Source organism: Rhizobium sp. Root1334 (assembly GCF_001426665.1).
GTDB lineage: Bacteria > Pseudomonadota > Alphaproteobacteria > Rhizobiales > Rhizobiaceae > Pararhizobium.
The window spans coordinates 1-21,016 of record NZ_LMEY01000011.1 but is presented as its reverse complement, the minus strand read 5'-3'; the positions used below and the strand labels follow the sequence as shown (position 1 = coordinate 21,016).

20 protein-coding genes and 1 pseudogene are annotated in these 21,016 nt (G+C 57.6%); 9 read left to right on the top strand and 12 right to left on the bottom strand.

Features of this window, described 5'->3' with window-relative positions; genetic code table 11:
- Nucleotides 1–10: 10 nt before the first annotated feature.
- Nucleotides 11–577 (bottom strand): GNAT family N-acetyltransferase, encoded by a 567-nt coding sequence (locus ASD36_RS13880; RefSeq protein ID WP_060511233.1) that lies wholly within the window; start codon nt 575–577, stop codon nt 11–13.
- A gap of 391 nt (nt 578–968) precedes the next feature.
- Here ASD36_RS13880 and ASD36_RS13870 point away from each other — a divergent pair, with 391 nt between their 5' ends.
- Nucleotides 969–2,525 (top strand): bifunctional aminoglycoside phosphotransferase/ATP-binding protein, encoded by a 1,557-nt coding sequence (locus ASD36_RS13870; RefSeq protein WP_060511230.1) that lies wholly within the window; start codon nt 969–971, stop codon nt 2,523–2,525.
- Nucleotides 2,526–2,824: 299 nt separating this feature from the next.
- Here ASD36_RS13870 and ASD36_RS13865 read toward each other — a convergent pair whose 3' ends face one another.
- On the bottom strand, nt 2,825–4,183 hold the full coding sequence (locus ASD36_RS13865) for an adenylate/guanylate cyclase domain-containing protein (protein WP_244489837.1): 1,359 nt from the start codon (nt 4,181–4,183) through the stop codon (nt 2,825–2,827).
- Between the two features lie 641 nt (nt 4,184–4,824).
- Here ASD36_RS13865 and ASD36_RS13860 point away from each other — a divergent pair.
- Nucleotides 4,825–5,124 (top strand): EF-hand domain-containing protein, encoded by a 300-nt coding sequence (locus ASD36_RS13860; RefSeq protein ID WP_244489840.1) that lies wholly within the window; start codon nt 4,825–4,827, stop codon nt 5,122–5,124.
- 43 nt (nt 5,125–5,167) lie between these two features.
- Here ASD36_RS13860 and ASD36_RS13855 read toward each other — a convergent pair whose 3' ends face one another.
- From ASD36_RS13855 to ASD36_RS13835, 5 genes and pseudogenes are all read right to left on the bottom strand, one after another.
- Nucleotides 5,168–5,581 carry a hypothetical protein gene (locus tag ASD36_RS13855; protein ID WP_156393855.1) on the bottom strand — a complete coding sequence of 138 codons (414 nt, stop codon included), beginning with the start codon at nt 5,579–5,581 and terminating at the stop codon, nt 5,168–5,170.
- A 51-nt stretch (nt 5,582–5,632) separates the two neighbouring features.
- Nucleotides 5,633–7,231 (bottom strand): MBL fold metallo-hydrolase, encoded by a 1,599-nt coding sequence (locus ASD36_RS13850; protein WP_060511222.1) that lies wholly within the window; start codon nt 7,229–7,231, stop codon nt 5,633–5,635.
- A gap of 152 nt (nt 7,232–7,383) precedes the next feature.
- On the bottom strand, nt 7,384–8,403 hold the full coding sequence (gene arcC, locus ASD36_RS13845; RefSeq protein WP_082562820.1) for a carbamate kinase: 1,020 nt from the start codon (nt 8,401–8,403) through the stop codon (nt 7,384–7,386).
- A 1-nt stretch (nt 8,404) separates the two neighbouring features.
- Nucleotides 8,405–9,406 (bottom strand): ornithine carbamoyltransferase, encoded by a 1,002-nt coding sequence (argF, locus tag ASD36_RS13840; RefSeq protein WP_060511221.1) that lies wholly within the window; start codon nt 9,404–9,406, stop codon nt 8,405–8,407.
- 21 nt (nt 9,407–9,427) lie between these two features.
- Nucleotides 9,428–10,033: pseudogene (locus tag ASD36_RS13835) on the bottom strand (arginine deiminase family protein); the annotation flags it as partial.
- 40 nt (nt 10,034–10,073) lie between these two features.
- Between ASD36_RS13835 and ASD36_RS13830 the strand changes: the two are divergent.
- Both ASD36_RS13830 and ASD36_RS13825 read left to right on the top strand, forming a co-directional pair.
- The gene (locus tag ASD36_RS13830; RefSeq protein ID WP_347360131.1) at nt 10,074–10,268 is read left to right on the top strand and encodes a BON domain-containing protein; all 195 of its coding nucleotides are present in this window, start codon (nt 10,074–10,076) and stop codon (nt 10,266–10,268) included.
- A 211-nt stretch (nt 10,269–10,479) separates the two neighbouring features.
- Nucleotides 10,480–11,463: a zinc-dependent alcohol dehydrogenase family protein gene (locus ASD36_RS13825; RefSeq protein ID WP_060511219.1), complete on the top strand. Its 984-nt coding sequence runs from the start codon at nt 10,480–10,482 to the stop codon at nt 11,461–11,463.
- 220 nt (nt 11,464–11,683) lie between these two features.
- Here ASD36_RS13825 and ASD36_RS13820 read toward each other — a convergent pair whose 3' ends face one another.
- Nucleotides 11,684–13,564, bottom strand: coding sequence for a heavy metal translocating P-type ATPase (locus ASD36_RS13820; RefSeq protein ID WP_082562818.1), 1,881 nt, complete (start codon nt 13,562–13,564; stop codon nt 11,684–11,686).
- Between the two features lie 221 nt (nt 13,565–13,785).
- Here ASD36_RS13820 and ASD36_RS13815 point away from each other — a divergent pair, with 221 nt between their 5' ends.
- The gene (locus ASD36_RS13815) at nt 13,786–14,235 is read left to right on the top strand and encodes a hypothetical protein (RefSeq protein ID WP_060511216.1); all 450 of its coding nucleotides are present in this window, start codon (nt 13,786–13,788) and stop codon (nt 14,233–14,235) included.
- Nucleotides 14,236–14,242: 7 nt separating this feature from the next.
- On the opposite strand, the gene ASD36_RS13810 is transcribed toward ASD36_RS13815, so the two are convergent.
- Nucleotides 14,243–14,956 carry a response regulator gene (locus tag ASD36_RS13810; RefSeq protein WP_060511214.1) on the bottom strand — a complete coding sequence of 238 codons (714 nt, stop codon included), beginning with the start codon at nt 14,954–14,956 and terminating at the stop codon, nt 14,243–14,245.
- A 144-nt stretch (nt 14,957–15,100) separates the two neighbouring features.
- Between ASD36_RS13810 and ASD36_RS13805 the strand changes: the two genes are divergently transcribed.
- The 3 genes from ASD36_RS13805 (at nt 15,101) to ASD36_RS13795 (ending at nt 18,757) form a co-directional block, all read left to right on the top strand.
- The gene (locus ASD36_RS13805) at nt 15,101–15,853 is read left to right on the top strand and encodes a helix-turn-helix domain-containing protein (RefSeq protein ID WP_082562817.1); all 753 of its coding nucleotides are present in this window, start codon (nt 15,101–15,103) and stop codon (nt 15,851–15,853) included.
- Nucleotides 15,854–15,867: 14 nt separating this feature from the next.
- Nucleotides 15,868–17,781 carry a PAS domain-containing sensor histidine kinase gene (locus ASD36_RS13800; protein WP_060511212.1) on the top strand — a complete coding sequence of 638 codons (1,914 nt, stop codon included), beginning with the start codon at nt 15,868–15,870 and terminating at the stop codon, nt 17,779–17,781.
- A gap of 142 nt (nt 17,782–17,923) precedes the next feature.
- Nucleotides 17,924–18,757 (top strand): universal stress protein, encoded by an 834-nt coding sequence (locus tag ASD36_RS13795; protein ID WP_060511209.1) that lies wholly within the window; start codon nt 17,924–17,926, stop codon nt 18,755–18,757.
- A 118-nt stretch (nt 18,758–18,875) separates the two neighbouring features.
- Here the strand turns inward: ASD36_RS13795 and ASD36_RS13790 are convergent, their stop codons facing one another.
- Nucleotides 18,876–19,322 carry a pyridoxamine 5'-phosphate oxidase family protein gene (locus ASD36_RS13790; protein ID WP_347360130.1) on the bottom strand — a complete coding sequence of 149 codons (447 nt, stop codon included), beginning with the start codon at nt 19,320–19,322 and terminating at the stop codon, nt 18,876–18,878.
- Nucleotides 19,323–19,477: 155 nt separating this feature from the next.
- On the opposite strand from ASD36_RS13790, the gene ASD36_RS13785 reads away from it, so the two are divergent.
- Nucleotides 19,478–20,125 (top strand): BON domain-containing protein, encoded by a 648-nt coding sequence (locus ASD36_RS13785; RefSeq protein WP_060511207.1) that lies wholly within the window; start codon nt 19,478–19,480, stop codon nt 20,123–20,125.
- 84 nt (nt 20,126–20,209) lie between these two features.
- Here the strand turns inward: ASD36_RS13785 and ASD36_RS13780 are convergent, their stop codons facing one another.
- Nucleotides 20,210–20,731 carry an Hsp20/alpha crystallin family protein gene (locus ASD36_RS13780; RefSeq protein ID WP_244489836.1) on the bottom strand — a complete coding sequence of 174 codons (522 nt, stop codon included), beginning with the start codon at nt 20,729–20,731 and terminating at the stop codon, nt 20,210–20,212.
- A 42-nt stretch (nt 20,732–20,773) separates the two neighbouring features.
- Nucleotides 20,774–21,016 (bottom strand): hypothetical protein (locus ASD36_RS31170; RefSeq protein WP_210173793.1); only part of this gene is annotated, 243 nt, incomplete at its 5' end.

The following is a 21,016-nucleotide window of genomic DNA, read 5'->3' as shown; positions in this document are numbered from 1 at the left end:
CCTGAATGGATCATCGCAATATATGCGAAACCTCGCTGCCGTCGATTGGGGCCGCGTCGGGCTGTAGTTTGAGATCTCGGCGCAGCACGACTACGGTCGGATCGTCTTCGTCGTCGAAGACCTGAAACTCCATATCGCGCTCCAGATCGATCGCCGCATGGTTTGCACGGCTTTCCAAGGATTCAATGCTTTTGAAATTGTGCCGCTCCGCATAGCGGCAGATATGCGCGAGCATTTCCCAGCTTATTCCCTGATGTTTGAAGTCATTGCGGATCGTGAGCGCGACTTCTCCGCGCTGAGCATCTTCGCCAGCCGCAAGCATTGCCACTGCCAACAGCGCTTCATTCGGAGCGAAGGCCAAGAAGTTCACGACCTGAGGATCGTCGGCGCGCGTCATTTCGAGGAGCCGTTCGTGAGATACGGTCTTCATGCCGGAGAGGAACCGAAATCGGATGTCCTCCGGGGTTACGTGTGTGAAAAACTCGGCCACGATCGCTTCGTCTTGCGGCGTGGCGTGGCGTACATGGAAACGGAAACCAGTGCGTGTGGTCAGGTCGTCATCGGTATCTTCGAGCATTTCATGTCTCCTTCGAGCCGGCACAACGGTCGTTGGCTAGCGCCGTTCAGTTGGGTCAACCGCTGCGCCCTGTGGTCAAGGATAATAGCGATCCAATCTGGCTGCACTTTGATCTAGCGCAACAACTGGAGAAACGCTGGATTTTGGATGTTGCGATCCCCGTGAACCACCTCTGGCACCTGAGCTACTCGGTGGTTGAAAGGCGGCCGAAAGTGCTTCGATCCGCAAATTGCGAGGAAGACTGCTGACGAGCGCGATCGCGTGACGCCTGTCTGATGTTTTCGAAAGCAAGTCCGACGGCGGCAATCTGATCTTTGACCCACGTCAATGCATTGCGTGCCGGGTCATGGTCAACTTGCTGATCTGACCACGGCATCCGAAAGGTTTGCAAATGATCACCGAGGATCAGTCGGCAACCATCTCCTTTCTTAAGGACGCATTGTCCTTGAATGCCGCGCCCGTCGAGATGATGGACACTCACATCTCGCGCATTTTTCTGGTGGGGCAGCGAGCTTATAAGATGAAACGTGCTGTGAAGCTGCCATATGCTGATTTTTCCTCAGCGGAGAAACGGCTAGCGGCCTGTCGCAAGGAGGTAGAGCTGAACACCCTGACAGCACCTGGCATCTATCTTGGGGTCAAGACCGTCACACGGGAAAATAGCGGCGACCTTGCGCTTGGCGGCGAAGGACAGCTGCTTGATGCTCTTGTAGAGATGAAGCGTTTCGATCAGTCTTTACTGCTCGACCAGATTGCCATTTCAGGGGGATTGACGCCGACGATGGTGGCCTCTCTCGCAAGAGCGATCGTCAAGTTTCATCGTCTCGCACCGATCATATACGGCAGCAGCGGCACGGCCAATATGGCGGCTGTACTGAAGGTGAATGAGGATGGCTTTGCGACAAGTCATGTCTTTTCAGAAAAGGAGGTCCACGATTTGACTGCGGCCTTCAATCGGCGCCTGACGCAGCTTGCCAATCTCTTGGACCGACGGGAACGATCTGGCAAAGTGCGGCGTTGCCATGGCGACTTGCACCTCCGCAACATATTCTTGCTAGAGGGCGAACCATGCTTGTTCGATTGCATCGAGTTCAACGACCAGATCGCCACGACCGATATACTATACGACCTCGCCTTCTTGCTGATGGATCTCTGGCATCGCGGACATCTCGAACTCGCCAACCTCGTCATGAACCGATATCTCGACGAGACAGAGGAGGATGACGGTTTCGGCGCGCTGCCATTCTTCATCGCCGTGCGTGCTGCCGTCCGGGCCCGTGTGATCGCCACACAGGCGGAAGATGCAGGTGACTTGGCAACAACGTTTGCGGGCGAAGCGCGATCCTATTTCCAGCTTGCCCAGTCTCTGTTGCAGCCGGCGGCGGGGCAGCTTGTCGCCATTGGTGGTCTCAGTGGATCGGGCAAGTCAACACTGGCGGAAACGCTCGCACCGCGCATCGGGCCCGCCCCCGGGGCGCGTATCATCGAGAGCGATCGTATCCGCAAGGCGATGCATGGCGTGCCGCCAGAAACGAGGCTGCCGCAAGCTGCGTATCGACCTGAAATTTCCGCAAAAGTCTATCAGGAGATGGTCTGGCGGGTCCGCCTCATACTGGCGGAAGGCGGTGCGGCGGTGGCGGATGCGGTTTTCGATAAGAGGCACCATCGACAGATGTTCGAAAAAGCGGCGGCCGAGGGCAGACATCCATTCTCAGCCTTCTGGCTTGAAGCGGATCCGGCATTGCTCAGGCAGCGGGTTGCAGCAAGGGTCGGAGGTCCCTCCGACGCGACCGTTGAAATCCTGGCCCACCAGCTCTCACAAGAGACAGATGACATTCAATGGCTCCGGATGGACGCGACGCAACCCGCCGAAACACTCTGCCAGGATATTCTACGCATCATCCACGGGCAGCGCCTGGTATCTGATTCGATGAGCGAGAGCGTTTGAGCTGAAGCGCCTAAAAATTCATCCGCCAACCCTGTCGTAGCAACTGACGGTGCTAGGCAATTCGGCATCGTTCCCCACGACGAGATCCTTAGAAAATCGCCTACCGGCTGAACGCAGAGAAGGTTATTTGGGAGTTGAAAAGAACGGAATCGTGCATTGCAGACTTAACGCATCCGCCATCAGGCTGTGGGATCTGGGCTCGCGAGCCAATCTGATCCTTGCATTCTAAGGACAGTAATGCCCAGAAGAATATGGGATCCAAGCGCCCATTCCCTGAATGAACATCATCGTCTGGGCACTCAGCCGCTCGACTTTGTCCCCGAGTGAGCGAAGATCGCAAGGTGCTCGCCGCGCCCTCCTAGCGGCTCACGGCCGACCTCCTGCCATGTGGGAAGTTGTCCCGAGCGCATCACCACGGTCTCAGAAGCCAGCAGCGCTTTGTTAAACCGCTTGGTGGCCTGTTCGATCTTGGCAGCCACATTGACGACGTCGCCAAGCACTGTGAACTCAATTCGTTTGTCATCTCCAACAAGCCCGCAATATACCTCACCCGTGTGGATGCCGATCCCCACCCGGATAGGAGGATCAAATCCGCGCTTCGCGTTCCATTGATCCACGAGTTCGAGAAGCTCCTGGGCACATGCTATAGCGCGGGTACAGTCATCACTCTGGGGATCTGGAACGCCGAATACAAGCAGAGCGCCATCGCCAATGAACTTGTCGACCACGCCGCCGAAGGCCTCCGCCGCATGCGTCACCCGTCGCCGAAAGGAAGAGATGAAGATGGAGAGCCTCGCTGGATCCATGCCTTCCGCATAAGCCGTAAACCCCCGTATATCGACGAACAGGATGGTAGCCTGCTGGTGTCGGCCTTGCCGCCATCCGGCAATACCATTCTCTCCCACCAATGGCGCGATCTCGGCTGGCAGGAAGCGAGCAAGGTTTGCCCGCCGCGTTGTCTCGTTGACGGCGTGCATGAGAAGACGCCGAGACCGCAGCATTGCAAGTGCCGTTGTGAGACCGATTAGCGTCAGCATGACGGCCCGCATGAGGTAAGGCGGCAGCGAGAACAGGCGACCAAAGCTTGCCTCAAGGTCAGAAGGAAATGCAGGGATCCCAAAGCCGTCCGGGAACGAGCGAAAGCCAAGCGCGAAAACGACGCCAACCAGGGTGATCATTGTTACAAAGGTGGCCCACACTTGAACGAGTGGCCGATATCGAAGCGCGCCGACGGCGAGGCCGAGAGGTACGAGCCAGATGGTCGGTATTGCAGCGACCCAGTTCCCGCCTAGGCCAATGCCTTCCAAGCCGAAAAAGAGGCTGGCGCCAAGAATGGCCGCGTCACCGGTAACGAGGAAAAATGCCATCCATGGCCTGAACCAGTGGCGGATAACCAAGAGCAACGACACGAGGCCGAGTGCTAGAAAGCTCCCGACCGTGAACAGGGCCGTGAAACGAACTTGGCTCAGGCTGTATTCATTGGTGAGCTCGGCTGTCCCTGACGACACGAGGACACCACTTGCAAGGAGGGCGAGCCCAACGGCGATTCGAACCCATCCGATCGCATATTCCGCCTCAATCTCCGATTCCCGGAACAGCTTATCTACAGAAGCGCTGGTCGGGACCGAGCGGCCCGCATGCGATCGATTGGCGATCATTTGGAAAAGCCACCCCAACAGATCCCTCCCGGCACTCGGACGACAGGCACACACGCCAGATGTTCTACGAGGCTGCGGCCACCTCATATCATATTTAAGTGTGCAGCACTTTTTGAATTTTCGCGGAGCTACGTTCTTGTTGATCTCCGACTGCGGCAGGCCCAGAACGATGCGCGGCGATTGATGTGGCGGTTTGATAACGCCCTTGGCCTCATTGTGGGCGGTACGCCTTCCAAAGAGTTTCGGCGTGCTCAGCAGCCAAGGACCTGCGTGCGTTCCATGAGCTTGCCATCCCAAGACTATCGTCGCGTGCGCAATCGGCCACGGGTTTCCGGAAAACAGACGAAGTACGTCGGAAGTTGGAGCGGGGCGGGATCAGGACCGGGCATTGTGAGCCTCGTTCATCGATACATGGTCGTGGCCGGAGCTGAATCAGGCGTCATCTCTAGCGACTGATTGATGTAACGCAAATCGGCAACTTCGCTTCCGGGGTATTATAAATGTTGGCACTGGAATGGCGTGGGAAACGACAGCGCTGCTGCAGTCGCCTTCAGTTCCTATAGCTCAGAAGGAGAACGCACATGACGTTGACAAAATTGGCATGCGTGGCAACGGTCGCCACACTTTTTTCAGCCAGCACCATGACTATGGCCTTCGCGCAGGCGGCCCCGGCCGAGGACCAGAATTTACAGTCTGGGACCTCGGAGATGATGCCGGGTGCGATGATGGGGCGGGCCGGTATGATGGGCGGAATGCGCGGCGGCGCGATGCGTGGTCACATGATGAAAATCATGTTCGCCATCGCGGATGTCGATGGAGATGGAGCACTTTCCTTCGAGGAAGTGACGACGATTCACAAACGGGTGTTCGACAACGTCGATGCAAACAAGGATAGCAAGGTAACAACCGAGGAGATGCAAGGTTTTATGCAGGACCAATAGGAGCCACTTACAGTGGCCTTTTTTGCGTTGTACCGAAGTAGATTCAGCTCAAATCGATCCGCGCCGACAAGAGAATGGCGGTGCGGATCGCATCGAAGCTGATGGCTGTGCCTTGCATCGGGCATAGCATCGGCACGAGTGCTCCGCACCGAGTTTGAAGGCTGGCCGGCGACGCCGCTGCACCGCGTAGCAGATGGTCCCAACAGTCGACATCGCGGTAACCGTCGCGCCGCTCGGCGTGGGGGGTCTTCGTATACTCCAGCCGATACGATGAGGCGGAGAGCCCGGCCAACGCGTCGAACAGCAGATGGCTAGATCCTTTTTGCCCTGGTTCCAGCGGCCCTTGATCAGCGTCAAAGATGGTACTGTCGATCGTAAGATTCATTGTTTCAAGCGCCTCGATACCCTCCCACATGCCGGCATTTCGCGCGGTCAGAACGGTAGCGAACGGTTTCACCCTCACCTTGATCGACTTAATCGCTGAAATCTTCTATGGGCGCGCCGAAGATCAGTTCGGTTCTTCCAACGCCCGGCGGATCCTGCGGATGATCACGCCTCGTGCTTTCTCGTCAGCGGCCGATGCCAATTGCTCCTGAAGATCAAGAATGAGAGCTTGAACGTCATTGTGCCAGTCGCGATGGCCCGCTTGTACCGGATCGATGCGCGGAGGAGGCTCTGCCGGAGAGATGTCCACGCCGCCTTCAGCGTCCAGACGATAGGCAGCGTCCAGCCGGGGCACAACGATCTGGTCCGGCCGAAGGAAACCCGACAGTCGCTGGCGCAGCCCCGCGAGGGCCTCCGCTTCGCCATGAACCAGGAAGATATCCTTTTTGATCGGCAGCCGCGCCTTGACCCATGTTTCGAGTTCCGTGCCGTCCGCATGACCGCTGTAGACGTCCAGTTTGCGAATTCTGGCGCGCACCATGATATCGTCGCCCTGAATTTTAACGATCGAGGCCCCATCTGATAGGATACGTCCCAGTGTTCCTGCAGCCTGATAACCGACAAGCAGGACTGTTCCCTCTTCGCGCCAGAGCCAGTTCCTGAGTCGATGTCGAATACGGCCAGCCTCGCACATTCCGCTTGCTGCAATCACGATGTGAAATCCGTGAATGGAATCGATGGCTTTCGACTGTTCCGCACTTTCGGTGAACCGGACATTCCTCGACCTCATGGCCCGTACCAAAGCATCGCCGTTCTGGAGAACGCGGGCGTATTTTTGAAAAATCTGGCTGGCGCGAGCGGCCAGCGGCGAATCGATAATGACCGGGCATGATGCAATCTCGTGTCTTTCCATCAGGATGATCAGATCGGCCAGAAGTTCTTGCGTCCTTTCCACCGCAAAGGAAGGGATGATGAGAGCCCCGTCGCGATGGCGCGCAGCTTCCCTGACTTCTTCACGCAGCCTGCTTCGCCGTGTCTCTTCGGACACCTCGGATCGCGTGGTGTCGCCATAGGTACTTTCGCAGACAATGTAGTCCCATCCTGTTGGTGCTTCCGGATCGAATTGCAGGAGTTTGTGGGACGGGCCGAGATCGCCGGAAAACAGGATGCGCTGGCGGTTACCACCGTCCCCAACCTCGAGTTCGACAGACGCGGACCCGAGAAGGTGGCCAGCGTTCCAGAAACGGAACCGAATCCCGGGCACCACCTCATGCCACGCCTGGAATGCAATGGCCTGAAACTGCGTCATGCACACCGCGGCGTCTGTGGTCGTGTAAATCGGGGTTACCGGCTCCCTCGCCCGTCTTTGGTTGCGCCGGTTCAAATGCTCGACTTCCATCTCTTGGATATGTGCGGAATCGGCAAGCATGATGGTACACAAATCGAGGGTCGCCGCTGTTGCATAGATGGGGCCGTCAAACCCGTCTTTGACAAGCTTCGGCAAGAGACCGGAGTGATCGATGTGAGCGTGGGTCAGGATAACAGCGTTGATCTGCGACGCGGCAAAGGGGAAGGGGCGATAGTTCAGCTCCTTTTCCGTTTTCGATCCCTGGAACATGCCGCAGTCGATCAGAACCCGGTTTCCGTCGTGCTCCAGGAGGAAACAAGAGCCCGTGACGGTCCCGGCGGCACCATGGAAGTGAATGATTGGCTGAGCGGTCATGGTGGGTCTCCTCGCTTCGGTTCGGTATGCCAGCCTAGCTTCGCGTACTGCACGGGCAATGATCCGAATCAACAGTCTGCGAAATAAACGAAAATCGATCTGTGCGGAGGCTCTTCTCCAACCAGGTTCCAGTCTGAACGGTTCGATATTTCCTATCCTGAGAATGTTCGACGAACAGGATGCTTAAGACGAGCGCGATCATAATGAGGAGCACAAGAGCGAGCGGCGGTGGAACCTTGGCTTGCAGTTACGACGGGATCCCGTGGCACCCTGCCGTCGAGCCATGTTCCCCGTTTACCGGAAACAATATCGATGGCTTCTTCGAGGTTGCCGATTGCCGCTATCTTGCCTGTGAGGGTCGAAAACTCGATTGCTGCGGCGACTTTCGGCCCCATCGAACCGGTCGGAAATGCGCTTGCCTGGAGTGAAGCCGGGTTTACATGTGCGAGCGCGCAAGCCGCCGGCGTGCCGAAGTCGCGATAGACCGCATCGACGTCAGTCAGTAAAAGCAGCATGTCCGCTTTCAGGTCTTTTGCAAGCATGGCACTCGCCAGGTCCTTGTCGATCACGGCTTCTACGCCGGCCAGAATGCCGTCCTCTCGTTCCACGACTGGAATACCTCCACCCCCTGCGCAGATAACGATAACGCCTTGTTCAACGAGACTGGCAATGACTGGAACTTCCAGGATTGCCAGTGGCCGCGGCGAGGCAACCACCCGGCGCCATTTGTCTCCGTCGGCAGCGATCTTCCATCCCCGCTGGTCGGCCAAAGACCGAGCCGTTGCCAGATCATAGCCTGGTCCAATAAACTTGGTTGGATAGTCAAAAGCCGGATCAGATGGATCGACCTTGATTTGGGTTAGTAGTGTCGCAAAGCGGCGGTTGTCGACGACGTTTGCCAGTTCTTGTTCAAGGACATAACCGATCATTCCAGCGCTTTCGGCATCCAGAACGTCGAGGGGAAACGGCGAACCCGGAGGGATCATAGACTGGAGTGCAAGAAGCCCCACCTGAGGACCGTTCCCGTGCGTAACGACAAGATCATGGCCGGCAGCGATCAATGTCGCCAACGCCGATGCAGCCCGCTTGATATTGGCACGCTGGTTTTCTGCCGTCATACTCTCTCCTCGTTTGAGAAGCGCATTTCCTCCCAGTGCCGCGACGATCAGCATCCTAGCCTCCCATCGTTGCGACGAGCAGCGCCCTGATCGTATGCATCCGGTTTTCCGCCTGATCGAAGACGATGGAGGATTTGGACTCAAACACCTCGTCCGTGACTTCCATGCAATCCAAGCCGAACTGTTGGAAAATGCGGGCGCCCACATCCGTATTCCTGTCGTGGAACGCGGGGAGGCAGTGCATGAATTTGGCGTAGGGATTTTCCGTCGCGGTCATCACCTCTGTCGTCACGCAATATGGCGACAGCAGGCGGATGCGCTCGGCCCACGCACCCTCATCCTCGCCCATCGAAAGCCAGACATCGGTGTAGACGAAATCGGCTCGAAGGACGCCGGGACGGATATGCTCCCCAATGGAGAATACCCCGCCGTTCTTTCGAGCCTCGGCCGCGAGATTTTCGATGACGTCGGGGGCAGGCCAGAACTCTCTTGGCGAAACCACGCGAAAATCCATGCCCATCTTGGCGGCGCCAGTTGCCAGCGAGAGCGCGACGTTATCCCGACCATCACCGACGAAGGCCATGACCATGTCGGACAAATGCTTATGGGTGAACTCGCGCATGGTCATGAAGTCGGCAAGAACTTGGGTTGGATGCGCTTCATTCGTCAGGCCATTGTAGACGGGAACACCTGCGAATTTCGCAAGGTCCTCCACTGAGCTTTGGGCAAAGCCGCGATATTCGATCGCATCGTAGATGCGGCCGAGCACGCGGGCTGTATCCTTCATCGTTTCCTTGTGGCCGATGTGGCTCCCGGAAGGACCGATATAGGTGACGTGGGCACCCTGATCGTAGGCGGCGACTTCAAAGCCCGATCGCGTCCGGGTGGAATCCTTTTCGAAGATCAAGGCAATATTTTTGCGCGACAGGCGCGGCTGTTCCGTTCCGGCCATTTTCGCTTCTTTCAAATCGGCCGCCAGCCGGAGCAGAAAGCGAATTTCGCCGGGGCTGAGATCATCAAGCGCCAGCACGCTACGTCCATGAAGATTGATCGACATTTTAGGTGCCTCCGGTACGAGTTAAATGGGATCCCTTATGAGCGGGCACGTCATGCAGTGACCACCACCGCGCCCGCGGCTGAGCTCCGCACCCTCGATGGTGATGACCTCGACACCAGCGCGTCGTAGTAGCGTGTTGGTGTAGACGTTGCGGTCATAGGCGATAACGAGCCCGGGACTGACGGCGACGACGTTGTTGCCGTCATCCCATTGCTCCCGCTCTGCCTCGTAGCAGTCACCCCCGGTTGCCACGACGCGCAACGCCTTCAATCCCATAGCGGCCGCCACGACCGAAATGAAACTCGCGCTCTCCTCTGTGACGTCGACACTGCCTTGCGCAGAGCCCGGCCGCAGTGAAAAGCTTCTGATGCGATCAACGACCGGCGGATACATGGTGACCAGATCGCGGTCGCAAAAGGTGAACACCGTGTCGAGATGCATGAAACTGCGGTCTCTGGGCATCAACGCAGCGATCACATGTGTCGCCGTTCCCGCCCTGAATAGATGGCGCGCCAGAGCATCGACAGCCTGTGGCGTCGTTCGCTCTCCCATGCCGATCAGAACAGCCCCGTTGCCGATCGGCATGACGTCACCCCCCTCAAGGCTCGCTCCGGCGCGCTGCGTGTCCGGGGAGATCAGCGGGAAGCCGCGTGTTTCCAGTTTCGATGTGAAGAAACGCATCGAAGATGCACTGAAACGCACAGCCGAAGTTGAGGCCAACGGAATCACGGTTCTGGTCGCCGACGGCAAGGTGACGCTGGAAGGTCATGTGAATGCTTGGCCGGAACGCAGCGCGGTCGAGCGTGCCGCGTGGTCCGCACCGGGCGTGAAGGCTGTCGTCGACCACATCAGAGTTTCCTGAGTTCCGAAGCAGCAAGGCACCGGCGCGGCCGTGGTCGCGCCGTCGGCATTCTTGCTGCTGACAAAAATCCTCCAGGATTAATCGGTCTGGAGATCGCGGCGATGATGTGTTTCTGCGGTTCCTTCACGCATCCGTGTCGCCGATCGTATTATGATCTTTATTCTTTCGAAGGAACTTTTGCCGGTTCCAGCCGGGAGGAAGGAATTGATTCATGAAAGCGATGGTTATTGGGGCGATCGGCACGCCGTTGGTGATGGTCGAAAGGCCAGACCCGCTTCCCTTGGCAGGCAAGATCCGGCTGAAAGTCGAAGCCTGCGCGGTGTGCAGAACGGATCTGCATGTGGTCGACGGAGAGTTGCCAGAACCGAAGCTGCCGCTGATCCCCGGGCATGAGATCGTCGGGATCGTGGATGCGATCGGAGAGGGTGTCGACCCGGCGCGGCTTGGTCGCCGTGTAGGCGTGCCATGGCTCGGTCACACCTGCGGGGTTTGCTCCTACTGCCTGTTGAAGGCGGAAAATCTTTGCGACCGGCCACAGTTCACCGGCTATAGCCGGGACGGAGGCTTTGCCACCCATGTCGTCGCAGATGCCGGTTTCGCATTCGACCTTGATCCGCATGCGGACCCCGTCGCGCTTGCACCCTTGCTGTGTGCAGGGCTCATAGGCTGGCGATGCCTGAAGAAGGCGGGCGATGGGAAGAAAATCGGCCTCTACGGATTCGGGGCCGCCGCTCACATCATCGCGCAGATCTGCATTTGGCAACGCAGGCACGTGTATGCGTTCACGACGCCGGGCGATCTTATTGCGCAGGACTTTGCCCGCAGCCTGGGAGCTCGGTGGGCCGGAAATTCCGACGTGACGCCGCCGGTGGAGCTGGATGTGGCAATCATTTTCGCGCCCGTAGGGACACTTGTACCGGCCGCTCTCAAGAACGTGCGAAAGGGCGGTCGGGTCGTCTGCGGCGGCATCCACATGAGCGACATACCATCCATGCCCTACGCGGCTTTATGGGGCGAGCGCGAACTGTTGTCGGTCGCTAACCTCACACGGCAGGATGCCGAAGAATTCTTCCCCGTCGCAACTGAGGCCGGAGTTCGAACTCACACGACCGCCTATCCGCTCGAAAAGGCCAACGAGGCTCTTGCCGACCTTCGCCAAGGCCGTCTCAGAGGTGCCGCCGTGCTGGTGCCTTGATCGTTCTCCGCTAGAACCGGTAGCAGACGCGTTAGCCGCCGTTTTGTCGCTTCCGAGACGATGAGATAAAGCACTATGGGTCTGTTTCTCTTACCGATATGTCGCGGGCATGGCTGGCCCACGAGCGGAATCGATCCGCAGATCGTAGGATCTAGCCGCCACAACAGCCTCGGCTTCCTGCCTTTGTTCATCCAGGCAACAAGGTTGGTTTTGCCTCGCACTACACGCCGACCGCTATCCTAGCCGGTCGCAGCGCGCGTAACGCATTGACGATCACAGCAACGTCTATCGCCTCCTGGAGAAGAGCCCCATGTAGGGGAGGAAGGTATCCGAAGGCGGCGGCGACCATGCCGGCGAGAGAAAGGCCAAGGCCGGCGAATACACTTTGTCGGGCTATATGGATCGTCCTTTGGGCAATGCCTAAAGCTTCGGCGAGCGGTTCGAGATGATCGACAAGCAGGACGACCCCAGCCGACTGCGAGGCGGCGGCGGCACCTCGTGCCCCCAAGGCCACCCCAACGTCGGCCATCGCCAAAGCGGGTGCATCATTGACACCGTCGCCGACCATGAGGACGGGCCCCCATTGGCGCGCGGAAGCAACGATAACGACTTTGGAAGCTGGTGTTTGCTCGCCAAGAATTTCGTCGAGACCGAGGTCTTGGCCGATCCTGATTGCAACATCCAGCCTGTCGCCAGACGCCAGGATGATCCGTTGGATTCCGTGATGTCGGAGCTTTTTAAGAACGTTTCGTGCCTCTGGGCGAACCCGATCCGATAGCACAATCGATCCGGCAATTCGCCCATCGACAGCGACGGAGATCGTCGCTTCTCCAGCACGCCGCGGGTTCGGCACAGGCAGTTTTACGGCCTCCTCGACCCGACCGGCCACGAAGGCGTCACCGCCGACGATGACGCGATGGTGACCGACGGAGCCTTCTATGCCGTCACCTGGCGCCTCATCGACATTGGTCGGCGGCTCAAGAGGCAGGCCACGGTCATGAGCGGCCCCTATCAAAGTAGAGGCAAACACGTGGCCCGACGCTTGGTCGAGCGAAGCGGCAAGGCGCAGAAGCTCGTTTTCCTCCAGCCAGCCAGTTGTCTCGATGGCGGCCACGGCCGCCTTGCCATGGGTCAGCGTACCGGTCTTATCAAGAATGGCGACTCGAACTCGTCCGAGCGCTTCAAGTGTGCCGCCGTCCTTGACCAGGCAACCCTGCGCTGCACAACGAGAGATGCCGGACATGATCGCCACTGGCACTGCAAGGATCAAAGGGCAAGGTGTTGCGATCACCAGGACGGCAAGAGCCCGTCGCGGGTCGCCGGACAACCACCATGCGGCAAAGGCGACTGACAGGGTGACGAACAGGAAAAGGATCGCGTATCGGTCAGCCAGACGCACCATGGGCCCCCTGGTCTGCTGGGCAGCCTCCACCAGGCGGACGACGGCGGCATACGTGCTTTCGGCTGCCGGACGAAGGGTGGCAAGATCGAAGATGTCTCCAACCGACGTGGTGCCGCTCAACACTTCCTGGTCGACCAAATGGCGTTTTGGTACGGCTTCACCTGTCAGTGCCGACTCGTCGAGCATTGCTTCGCCGGAGAGGATCACACCATCGACGGGTAGAACCTCGCCGCGGCGGATCATCAACCGGTCGCCTGCCATGACGTCCTTTATCGGGACTTCCTCGAGAGCATCGCCGGCATAACGCATTGTCGTGTGAGCGACCCTACCCATCAAAGCCGTCATTTCGCGCGCCGCGCGGCTGGAGGCGAAACTCTCAAGCAGTTGTCCGCCGGCATACATCAACGCCACGACATTGGCGGCAAGATGCTCGCCAAAGGCGAGGGCGACGGCCATCGATAATGCCGCGACGATATCGAGTCCGGCGTCGCCTTTGCGAAGCGACCGAACAATCTGGACAATGAGCGCCAACAGCACTGGAACGGTTCCGGCCATGAACGCCAGCCCGGCCAGCTCCGACTGTCGAGCAATCAGAAAGAGTATCCCGAGCAGCAGACTGATAGAGGCCGTCAGCACCAATAGGATGCCACGCGAGCGCAGGGTCTTTATCAGGAATTCGCAGCCGCGCTTGGAAATCATCGGTAGTCCTTGCGAGTTGGAGGGCGCAACGCATGCGTTCTGCCCGGTTTTGGCTTGGAATGTCCAATTCAGCTTAAATTCAAAGATCCGACATTGATCTGTCGTAATGCAATAGGCTGGCCTTTCCTCTTTCGTAGGCATTCGAGACGAATGACATTGGCAAGCCCATCGCTTGAAAGGCGGCGTCAAGCTCGGCCTCGAGGTTCACTGAGGAAATGCGTATGTCAGCAATCTATACTATTACACAGATCCAGCCGTTTGATGTGGACAGAGCCTATCCGCTTATCGAACCTGTCGCCTCGGTACTCGATCTTGCGGCATGGCGACGATACTGCGCTCAGCTGGCGACCAACACCGACGTCGCGGAGCAAGGGGAGCAGGCGTGGATCGCGCTTAATCCGATGGGTGTGATTCAGGGACTTGCTTTGTGCAAGCTCGGCGATGATTTCGCGCATAAACGAATGCTTGATGTGCCCATCTTCGTCGTTGCAAGCGCTGCAGACGAGGCCGGGGTCTCAAAGGCCCTTATCGACAAGCTGCGGGGCATCGCCGCAAAAGCCGAATGCACAAGCATTCGCTTCTGGACATTGACGTCCGACAATTGGAGGCGGCGGCTACAGCCTTTAAACTACAGCCATTGGGATCATGGCGTCCGGCTGGTCCTCAAATAGTCGTGCTCTATCGGGATACAGTCTTGCCGGTAAAGACGTAGCCAACGCCCCGGACCGACTTGATCAGATCGGGCCTCGATGGGTCAGGTTCTATCTTTTTTCTCAAGCGACCGATCTGTGCGTCGATGCTTCGGTCAAAGGCATCAAGATTGCGGCCTCGGGTGAGTTCCATCAGCGTCTCGCGTGAATATACACGTTTTGGGTGGCGACAGAGAACGACGAGCATGTCGAATTCGCCCGTCGTCAAATCGATCTCGCTTCCGCCCGCACTCATCGCAAGGCGCCGGCCGAGGTCGAGGGTGAAGGTTTGGAAGGCAAGGACATCGACGTCGGCATGTCCGTTCGGAGGGCTGATCGCGGCGCGCCGCCGAAGCACCGTGCGCAGGCGCGCCAGTACCTCCCTCAGGTGAAAAGGCTTGGCAATATAATCGTCCGCCCCGATCTCCAGGCCCACAATTCTGTCGATAACGTCGTGGCGCCCCGTCAGCATGAGGATTGGAATGTCGGACGTTGTACGGATTTCTCTTGCGATCGCTAGTCCGTCGTCGCCGCCGGCCAGGACGAGATCAAGGAGAATCGCATCGAAGGTGGTGCGGGCCAGACAGGTGCGCATCGAAGGTGCGTCTGCCACCGCCGTCACGCCGAATCCCTCATCCTCGAAATAGCGGGTCAGCATGTCCCGGATGCGCGGGTCGTCATCAATAACAAGAAGGTTCTGCATTGTGTGACCCAATCGCTGTGTATCGTGGTGATCGTGGCCTGTTACAAATTGTTGCAATTTCGCGCACACTATTACAAGCCCAGCGTCTGCTCGTCACGTGTACCAGTTCAACTGTCCTCGTCAAACAGGAGTGAGGAAAAGGTCATGTTTCGTACAGAAGTCGCTTATCAGTCCCGTTCCGGAACAGTCATCCCCCTGGCACCCCACCTTCAGCCGAGCTTGGCGTGCGTCTTCGAACGACAGCCGATCGAAATATTCGAGCCGGGACAGCCGATCTTCTGGCAAAGTGATCCCGCAAAGCACGTGTTCGAAATCGTCGAAGGTCTCGTCAGAGTTTTCAAGATACTCTCCGACGGTCGCCGCGTCATTACCGGGTTTCTCTACGCTGGCGATCTGATTGGAATTTCGCTTATGGATCGATACCTCTATGGATCCGAGGCTGTGGCGAAGACGAGGGTCCGGCGTTTTTCCAGGCAGAGCTTCCAGCAAAAGATGGACCAGTCGCCCGAATTCCGGCCCAGCCTTTTCGCGCGACTGAGCGACGAGATGGCCGCGGCGCAGGAACAGATGGTCCTGTTGGCGACAAAGACGGCAGAGGAACGCGTCTGCACATTCCTTGTCCTGACAGCTCGACGCGATCGGGAAGCATTTGTCATGTCTCGGCTCGACCTGCCGATGACACGCCAGGACATCGCAGACTATCTTGGCCTGACGATCGAAACCGTATCCCGGACCTTTTCGAGCCTTGCATCGCGCGGTGCCATCACGCCGGAGGGACGTCATCAATACAGAATTAAGATCGAAAAACTGATGACGCTCGCCGGTGAAGTTGCCGCTTTTCATGACGGGTCCGATATGCATGATGGGGTGAACGCGCGCCAGTTTGCCAGCGCTTAACATGAAGAACCGTGATGTCTCAATTCCAAGCGTTACAAACGGTCACCCACCACGGATTGGACGAGGTCGAACGGATCCTCGGCGGCGCGAGCGTCATTGTTCATCGCTTTGACGGGGTGATCGAGCGTTGGACCGTAGGATGCGAGGCCCTTTACGGATGGTCCCGTGCCGAGGCGATTGGTGCCATCGTCCACGACCTTCTTTCCACAGAATTTCCGGAACCGATCGAGAACATCCGTCGCAAGCTCCGTGAGACGGGCATCTGGTCGGGCGAGCTGAAACACCGGCATAAGGACGGGCACAGTCTCTATATCGCTGCTCGCTTCGTCTGTGTGGTCATGGAGGACACTGGGACCTTGGTCGTTCTTCAGACGAACAACGACATTACCGCGCTGAAACAGGTGCAGGGCGACCTCGCACAGCGGGAGGCACATCTAGCCTCCATCCTGGCTACGATTCCGGAAGCCATGATCGTGATTGACAAAAGGGGTTCGATCACCGCCTTTAGCGCGGCTGCGGAACGACTTTTCGGTTATCGGGCCGCGGAACTGCAGGGGGTGAACGTCAAGCAGCTGATGCCCCAGCCGTATCGTGGCGCACACGACGGCTACCTCTCGCACTACCGGGAAACCGGCGAACGTCGCATCATCGGTTATGGACGAGTCGTCACGGGCTTGCGCAAGGATGGTGCCGTATTTCCGATGGAGCTTTCTGTCGGCGAGGCGGTCTCTCACGGCGAGCGTGTGTTCACGGGCTTTATTCGCGACCTGACGAACCGTCACCGCATGGAGGAGGAACTGCGGCAGGCGCAGAAGATGGAGGCTGTCGGTCAATTGACGGGCGGCCTCGCACATGACTTCAACAATCTGCTCACCGTCATCGGCGGCAATTTGGAAATGCTGGAGGCGAAGCTTTCGGACCCGAAGCTTATCAATCTTGCCCGCGAGGCACAGTTGGCTGCAGACGACGGGGCGAAGATCACCGGTCAGCTTCTCGCCTTCGGGCGCCGGCAGGCGCTCAATCCAAAGCCAGAAGATATTGGCCGGCTGATCGACGGTTTTTCGGATCTTCTCAGACGAACGCTCGGGGAAAGAGTGGAGCTGCACAGCACCGTGGCTGGCGCGGCCAATCTCGCGCTTGTCGATGCATCACAGCTGCAAAACGCCATTCTCAATCTCGCCCTTAACGGTCGCGATGCTATGCCCGACGGCGGACGTCTAACGATTGAGGTCAGCCGCGTTACTCTCGATGTCGATTATGCCGCGATGTATCCAGAGGTCCGGACAGGTGAATATGTGCTCATCGCTGTTAGTGATACAGGAATTGGAATGACGGACGACGTCAAACGCCGCGCGTTCGAACCCTTTTTCACGACCAAAGCCGTCGGCGCGGGAACCGGGCTCGGACTGAGCATGGTCTACGGTTTCGCCCACCAGTCTGGTGGGCATGTCCAACTCTACAGTGAAGCGGCTCAGGGAACGAGTGTTCGAATCTTTCTACCGGTCCAACAAGGTGTAATCGTCCCCGCCGGTCCACCCGGTACTGACGATGTCGCACTCCCAACAGGCGAGGAACTTGTCCTCGTCGTCGAGGATGATCCACGTGTCCGACGGGTGGCTGTCTCGCGGTTGAAAGGCCTGGGATATCTGGTGTTAGAAGCTGAGAACGGGACTGACGCGCTTGCCCTCTTCGAACAAATACCAGATATTGCCCTCGTATTCACTGACATCATAATGCCCGGGTCCCTAACCGGCGACCAGCTGGCGCAGGCGGTCAAGGAACGGCGTCCCGATGTTGCTGTGTTGCTGACGTCCGGGTATGCATCACCTGAGATTACCGGCGGAAACCTGCTGAAAAACGCGAGCTGGCTCAAAAAGCCCTATACGACGCGCGAACTGGCGGTACGCTTGCGCCAGCTTCTAGACTGATAACTCCCCCACACGCTGACGTGATTGACCGAGAATGAGGTCCCCGTAACCGTGTGGCCGCTCGTCTTTGCGCCAGATCAATGTGACCAGCCGCTGACTTGACTATGCTGGAGACGATCCTCAAACAGGAAAGGCTCAGACCATGACGATCAAGACAGTTCTCGGTGTCCTCGATGTCACCAAATTTCACAAGGACCTGGAGAGTGCCATCACGTTCTGTCAAACGCATCAAGCGCACCTAACCGCGCTCGTGGTATCCATGGGAGCTGCCCCCTATGTCGGCACGTACGAAGTCATTTCGACTGTCTGGGTCGAAGAGAGACAGCGCGAGATCGAGGAACTCGACACGGCAGCGAGTAACATCAAGTCGCTGCTAGAAAAAAGCGAGATCTCCTGGGACGTACAGGACATCTATACCGAATTCGCCTGGGCCGCGGATGATATCGCCGTGCGTGCGCTTTACGCCGATATCGTGTTGGTCGGACCTCAAGCCGCACGCGATGAGCAGTTTCGCAAGCAGGTCATTGACGGTGCTCTCTTCCATTCACCAACGCCGATCCTGCTCAATCCAACGGGTCGCGACATCAGTGCTGCGCCAAAGGCAGTTCTCCTCGCCTGGGATTCCAGCGACGAGGCTGCTCGCGCAGCCCAACTGTCCCTTGATTTTCTAAAAAGCGCGGGCGAGGTGCACGTCGCGCTGGTCGATCCCCTCGCGACTAGTTCCAGCAATGGTGAAGAGCCGGGCGCAGACATCGCTCGCTACCTTGCGCGGCACGGCGTCAAGGTTGCAGTCGATCGGATTTCGGGTGGCGGACGGCCCATCGACGAAACGTTGCGGCAACATGCGATTGATGTCTCTGCCGACATGATCGTCATGGGCGCCTATAACCATCCGCGTTTGGCACAACGTTTGTTCGGCGGGGTAACACATTCAATGTTGAAAGAGGCCAAGATCCCACTGTTTTTGGCCCATTAAGCCGTATTTCGGCTATGGAAAGGGTCATCGCAGAAGCAGTAAGCAGGCCACTGGATCTCGACAAATGTATAGGCCGCCCAAATTCCAATCTGGGCGGCCTCTTAATATCGAGTCTTTACTATCCCACGAAGCTCGCTCTGCGTCCGTGGATCTCCCCAACGACAATCCCGTAAAAGAGGTGCGGAGACGTTGACGATATTGGCAGTTCCTCCGGCTTCAGGGCGCCAATCTCCCACCAGTCAGGATATTGCTGTAAAACCGACCAGGCGTGCAGTCTTTGATTATGCCACGCTTCCGTATCCGGATATTCTTCAAATCGACCCTCGACGATAACGCTGCCCCATCCTTTACCCTCGCCTTCCGCATCGACCTGCAGGCAGACGTTGTTGTTCGCCCGCATCCATTCGACCTTCTTGCCAGGCATCGAAAAGCTGTAAATCGCCCCGTAATCGGCGACAAAATAGATCGGCACGACATAGGGCTGACCGTCCTTGCAACAGGCGAGGTGGCCAAAGCGGGCTTTGCTCAGCACCGTACGGCATTCGCCTTCGGTCAGATCTTTCAAGATATATGTCACCAGAGAATCTCCTCATTCTAGCATACATCAGACTAACGCAGGTAGCCCCGCCTCATCTTTGATCGAGCGCAAAGTGTGATGCCGTCGATTGGTTCAAATTAAAAATGAGGTGCATCCTGCCTCTTGAACGGATGGAGTAAGACATGGACGACCGAAAAATTCGAAGGGATATCCTCGACGAACTGGAGTACGATCCGAGCCTCGACGCCGCCCAGATCGGTGTCGCCGTCGAACACGGGATCGCAACGCTTTCTGGTCACGTGGAAACCTATGCCCAGAAATTGATGGCGGAGTTGATTACGCAACGCGTCAGAGGTGTCCGGGCCGTCGCCAGCGAGATAGAAATACGGTGGCCCGGGCATAAGCGCCATGAAGATGACGAAATCGCTGCGAGAGCACTCGACATCATATCATGGGATACCGCACTTCCCGATGCCGCGGTTGACATCAAGGTTCACAAAGGTTGGATCACGCTTTCCGGGGAAGTGCCGTGGCATTTCCAGCGGCAAGCCGCGGAAGACGCGGTCAAGAAGCTCGGCGGGGTCGTCGGTGTTGTCAACGTTTTGGAAGTCAAGCCTAAGGCAAATGTCGTCGATGTCAAACATCGGATAGAGGCAGCATTGCAACGGCACGCTCTCATTGAAGCGGCTGCAGTCAAGGTCAATGTCGCACACGGCAAGGTGACTTTGGAGGGTGACGTCCACGCCTGGAGCGAGCGCCAGGCTGCGGAACAGGCCGCGTGGTCGGTCCCCGGCGTAAACGTGGTCGAGAATCATATTCGTGTCTCCTGATACTGAAGAAGCGCGGGAGATTTGAGCTCCCGCGCTTCGTTTTCGACTTGAACAGTGTATTGGCCGTGATTAATTCGACTCCTATCAGGATGCCTTGATAGCGATCTTCCTATTGTTCTTCTGCGCATTTGGCTTTTTCGGAAGAGTGACCTTCAAAAGCCCGTTAGCAAACGAGGCGTCGATCTTGTCCGGGTCGGTCGCCTCTGGAAGCCGGATATCGCGCCGGAAGGATCCATAACGGCGTTCGGACAGGTAGTAGTCCCCATCTTTCCTTTCCTCGCGCTCATTTTTTTCGCCTTTTAACGTGAGGATGCCGTCCGACAGCGTGACATCAAGCTGCTTGGGATCGATGCCTGGTAGCTCGGCGGTCAACTCATAGGCGTCGTCCTTTTCGACAAAATCGACGGCCGGCGCGTTACCCTGAAATACCGCCGGCAAACGGGAAAAGGTCCGATCAAAAAATCCCGGCGTGAAGTCATTGAAGACCCGGTCGATTTCGGAACGAAGGCTTTCAAAGGGTGACCAGAGGCCCGATGTCGACGGTGTTTTTGGCTCTGTGTTGGTTGGAAGATTAGCAGGATGTTCTGCCATGTTTTCAATCTCCATTTTACCTGATGATTCTGACGGGAGGCGTGCTCCACTCTTTTTTCATCTCATGGGGTCGAGATGTGTTTTCATCATAGGCTGTCGAAGGGTGTGAACATTGATCGGCATCAAATCGCGGCCCGCCAATTGGCGTATTCTTGCAACAATACTAGCATTATCGGTTTGCATAAAACCGAGGCAAAGATCGTGTCCCAGGGAGTGGTGTAGCTGGATTTCATAGCCATCGGTGATTTCCGGTAGGGTCGGGTTGCTTAGAACCAACCTGAAGGACACCACCGATGACCG

Coding starts and splice junctions, on each gene's coding strand:
- ASD36_RS13860 (WP_244489840.1), top strand. CDS start 4,825: ATGACTATGGCCTTCGCGCAGGCGGCCCCGGCCGAGGACCAGAATTTA.
- ASD36_RS13780 (WP_244489836.1), bottom strand. CDS start 20,731: ATGGAGATTGAAAACATGGCAGAACATCCTGCTAATCTTCCAACCAAC.
- ASD36_RS13810 (WP_060511214.1), bottom strand. CDS start 14,956: ATGCAGAACCTTCTTGTTATTGATGACGACCCGCGCATCCGGGACATG.
- ASD36_RS13850 (WP_060511222.1), bottom strand. CDS start 7,231: ATGACCGCTCAGCCAATCATTCACTTCCATGGTGCCGCCGGGACCGTC.
- ASD36_RS13820 (WP_082562818.1), bottom strand. CDS start 13,564: ATGATTTCCAAGCGCGGCTGCGAATTCCTGATAAAGACCCTGCGCTCG.
- arcC (WP_082562820.1), bottom strand. CDS start 8,403: ATGCTGATCGTCGCGGCACTGGGAGGAAATGCGCTTCTCAAACGAGGA.
- ASD36_RS13795 (WP_060511209.1), top strand. CDS start 17,924: ATGACGATCAAGACAGTTCTCGGTGTCCTCGATGTCACCAAATTTCAC.
- ASD36_RS13825 (WP_060511219.1), top strand. CDS start 10,480: ATGAAAGCGATGGTTATTGGGGCGATCGGCACGCCGTTGGTGATGGTC.
- ASD36_RS13800 (WP_060511212.1), top strand. CDS start 15,868: ATGTCTCAATTCCAAGCGTTACAAACGGTCACCCACCACGGATTGGAC.
- ASD36_RS13865 (WP_244489837.1), bottom strand. CDS start 4,183: ATGATCGCCAATCGATCGCATGCGGGCCGCTCGGTCCCGACCAGCGCT.
- ASD36_RS13870 (WP_060511230.1), top strand. CDS start 969: ATGATCACCGAGGATCAGTCGGCAACCATCTCCTTTCTTAAGGACGCA.
- argF (WP_060511221.1), bottom strand. CDS start 9,406: ATGTCGATCAATCTTCATGGACGTAGCGTGCTGGCGCTTGATGATCTC.
- ASD36_RS13880 (WP_060511233.1), bottom strand. CDS start 577: ATGCTCGAAGATACCGATGACGACCTGACCACACGCACTGGTTTCCGT.
- ASD36_RS13815 (WP_060511216.1), top strand. CDS start 13,786: ATGTCAGCAATCTATACTATTACACAGATCCAGCCGTTTGATGTGGAC.
- ASD36_RS13785 (WP_060511207.1), top strand. CDS start 19,478: ATGGACGACCGAAAAATTCGAAGGGATATCCTCGACGAACTGGAGTAC.
- ASD36_RS13805 (WP_082562817.1), top strand. CDS start 15,101: ATGTTTCGTACAGAAGTCGCTTATCAGTCCCGTTCCGGAACAGTCATC.